The organism is Pseudomonas edaphica, assembly GCF_005863185.1.
GTDB classification, from domain to species: Bacteria; Pseudomonadota; Gammaproteobacteria; order Pseudomonadales; family Pseudomonadaceae; genus Aquipseudomonas; species Aquipseudomonas edaphica.
This window is the reverse complement of record NZ_VBVZ01000706.1, coordinates 1-2947: the sequence shown is the minus strand read 5'-3', so window position 1 is coordinate 2947 and position 2947 is coordinate 1. Positions and strand designations below refer to the sequence as shown.

Here is a 2947-nt window from a genome sequence, read left to right as displayed (position 1 = left end):
GTTTTCCTGGGGCAAGTCCACCAATTCGGGAGAGAGTTTTCATGAAGCTAGTCACTGCCATCATCAAGCCGTTCAAGTTGGACGATGTACGCGAGTCACTGTCCGAGATCGGCGTGCAGGGCATTACCGTTACTGAGGTCAAAGGCTTCGGTCGGCAGAAGGGTCACACCGAGCTGTATCGCGGCGCGGAATACGTGGTCGATTTCCTGCCAAAGGTGAAGATTGATGTCGCCATTGACGACAAGGATCTTGACCGGGTTATCGAGGCGATAACCAAGGCGGCCAACACCGGCAAGATCGGTGACGGCAAGATCTTCGTGGTCAATCTGGAACAGGCTATTCGCATCCGTACCGGCGAAACCGATACCGACGCAATCTAAGCCGCCAAACCCCCAACGCCCCAGGAGAAAACAATATGACTCTGCGTAAATTCGCAGGGCTAGGAGCCCTGTTGTCCCTCGTAATGCCGGCCCTGGCATTGGCGGCGGACCCAGCCCCTGCTCCAGTCCTCAATTCCGGCGACACGGCGTGGATGCTCACATCCACCGCGCTGGTACTGTTCATGACCATTCCGGGCCTGGCGCTGTTCTACGGCGGCATGGTGCGCTCCAAAAACATTCTTTCCGTGATGATGCAGTGCTTCGCCATCACCGGCCTGATCACCATCTTGTGGTTCGTTTACGGCTACAGCATGGCGTTTGATACCACCGGTATGGAAGCAGGCGTCGTCAACCTCAACTCGTTCGTGGGCGGCCTGTCCAAACTGTTCCTGTCGGGTGTAACCCCGGCGAGCATCACCGGCCCTGCGGCGCTGTTCCCTGAGGCGGTGTTTGTCACCTTCCAGATGACCTTTGCCATCATTACCCCTGCGCTGATCGTCGGTGCATTCGCCGAGCGTATGAAGTTCTCCGCGATGCTGATCTTCATGGGCGTCTGGTTCACCCTGGTCTATGCGCCGATTGCCCACATGGTGTGGGGCGGTCCGGGCTCGTTGCTGGGCGACTGGGGCGTGCTGGACTTCGCCGGCGGCACCGTGGTGCACATCAACGCCGGTGTGGCTGGCCTGGTGGCGTGCCTGGTACTTGGCAAGCGTAAAGGCTTCCCGACCACCCCGATGGCACCGCATAACCTGGGTTACACCCTGGTCGGCGCGGCCATGCTGTGGGTCGGCTGGTTCGGCTTCAACGCAGGCTCTGCTGCGGCGGCCAACGGTACTGCCGGTATGGCGATGCTGGTCACTCAGATCGCTACCGCTGCTGCGGCACTGGGCTGGATGTTCGCCGAGTGGGTCACCCACGGTAAGCCAAGCGCACTGGGCATTGCCTCGGGCGTAGTAGCCGGCCTGGTTGCAATCACTCCGGCTGCCGGCACTGTTGGCCCGATGGGCGCTCTGGTCATCGGCCTGGCAGCGGGCGTGGTGTGCTTCTTCTGCGCCACCACCCTGAAACGCAAACTGGGCTACGACGACTCCCTGGACGCCTTCGGTGTGCACGGTATCGGCGGTATCCTCGGCGCGATCCTCACCGGCGTGTTCGCAGCGCCTTCGCTGGGCGGCTTCAACGCGGCCACTACTGACATCGCGGCGCAAGTCTGGATCCAGTGCAAAGGCGTGGGCTTCACCGTGATCTACACGGCCATCGTGACTTTCATCATCCTCAAGGTGCTGGACATGGTGATGGGCCTGCGGGTGACCGACGAAGAAGAGGCGGTGGGCCTCGATCTGGCGCAACACAACGAACGCGGCTACAACTTGTAAGTACGCGAAAAAAAGATGCCCGGCTTGCCGGGCATTTTTTTGTCTGGTGTTTGTCTGTGGCTAAAGGCGGATGGGTTTTTTGCCGAGTTTGTGATGGGATCCACACGGCACTTTTGAGGATGCGAAAGTCTTACATGCATGTAGGCGTATTCGACACTTTGTTTTTTCCCAGACCGCGCTAGAATGCGCGCCGATGGGCGGAGAACTGTATGTGGCAACAGACCCTGATTACCCTGCGGGCCAAGCCCCGGGGCTTTCACCTGGTAACGGATGAGTTGCTTGCCGGCATGCCTGAGTTAAAGGCTTGCCGAGTAGGCCTGTTGCATTTGTGGCTGCAGCACACCTCGGCCTCGTTGACCATCAACGAGAATGCCGACCCGGCGGTTCGCCGTGACTTCGAGCGTTTTTTCAACTCGCTGGTGCCGCAAGGGCGTGCAGGGTTCGAACACAACGACGAAGGTCCGGATGATCTGCCGGCGCACTTCAAGGCCAGTCTGCTGGGCTGCCAGTTGAGTTTGCCGGTCAAGGCCGGCCGCTTGGCGATAGGGACTTGGCAAGGTGTTTATCTGGGCGAGCACCGTGATCATGGCGGTGCTCGTAAAGTCCTCGCCACCTTGCACGGTGATGGGGCATAAGCCACTGGTTATCCAGTGGATGTGATTTTTTTCCGGCGACCTCGACAGAGGGTGAAGCTGGGCTATAACTAATCTGCTTTTCGCAAGTCATGAGGTAGAACATGAGCGACGATGATCTGGAAAACGACGACCTTGAAGTAGGCGACGACGACGAGGCTGAAGAAGGCCTTGAAGCGGCAGCTGAAGACGTTGCTGACGACGACGGTGGCGATGATGCACCCGCCCCGGCAGCCAAAGGCAAAGCCAAGGCCGCTGTCTCGGTAGACGAACTGCCGAGCGTTGAAGCCAAGAACAAAGAGCGCGATGCGCTGGCCCGTGCGATGGAAGAATTCCTCGCTAAAGGCGGCAAAGTGCAGGAAGTCGAGGCCAACGTGGTGGCAGACCCACCGAAGAAGCCGGATAACAAGTACGGCAGCCGACCTATCTGAGGTCAGCAGACTGCTTGTAAGAAAAAGCCCGCCGTCGCTGCGGGCTTTTTCATGCCTGAAACAAATTCTTAAAATTCATTGCATAGCCCTGTGGGAGCTGGCTTGCCTGCGATAGCGGTGGGTCAGAC

Annotated in this window: 4 protein-coding genes; all 4 read left to right on the top strand. The window is 58.9% G+C overall.

Annotation, left to right across the window (positions count from 1 at the left end; all coding sequences use genetic code 11):
- Window positions 1–41: 41 nt before the first annotated feature.
- The 4 genes from glnK to sutA all read left to right on the top strand — a co-directional run bounded on the left by glnK (window position 42) and on the right by sutA (window position 2819).
- Window positions 42–380, top strand: a complete 339-nt coding sequence (glnK, locus tag FEM54_RS29300; RefSeq protein WP_002555808.1) for a P-II family nitrogen regulator — start codon at window positions 42–44, stop codon at window positions 378–380.
- 35 nt (window positions 381–415) lie between these two features.
- Window positions 416–1756 carry an ammonium transporter gene (locus FEM54_RS29295; RefSeq protein ID WP_017135897.1) on the top strand — a complete coding sequence of 447 codons (1341 nt, stop codon included), beginning with the start codon at window positions 416–418 and terminating at the stop codon, window positions 1754–1756.
- 209 nt (window positions 1757–1965) lie between these two features.
- Complete coding sequence (locus FEM54_RS29290) at window positions 1966–2391, top strand: secondary thiamine-phosphate synthase enzyme YjbQ (protein WP_099550273.1); 426 nt, start codon at window positions 1966–1968, stop codon at window positions 2389–2391.
- 101 nt (window positions 2392–2492) lie between these two features.
- Window positions 2493–2819, top strand: coding sequence for a transcriptional regulator SutA (sutA, locus tag FEM54_RS29285; protein WP_017135899.1), 327 nt, complete (start codon window positions 2493–2495; stop codon window positions 2817–2819).
- Window positions 2820–2947 lie beyond the last annotated feature (128 nt).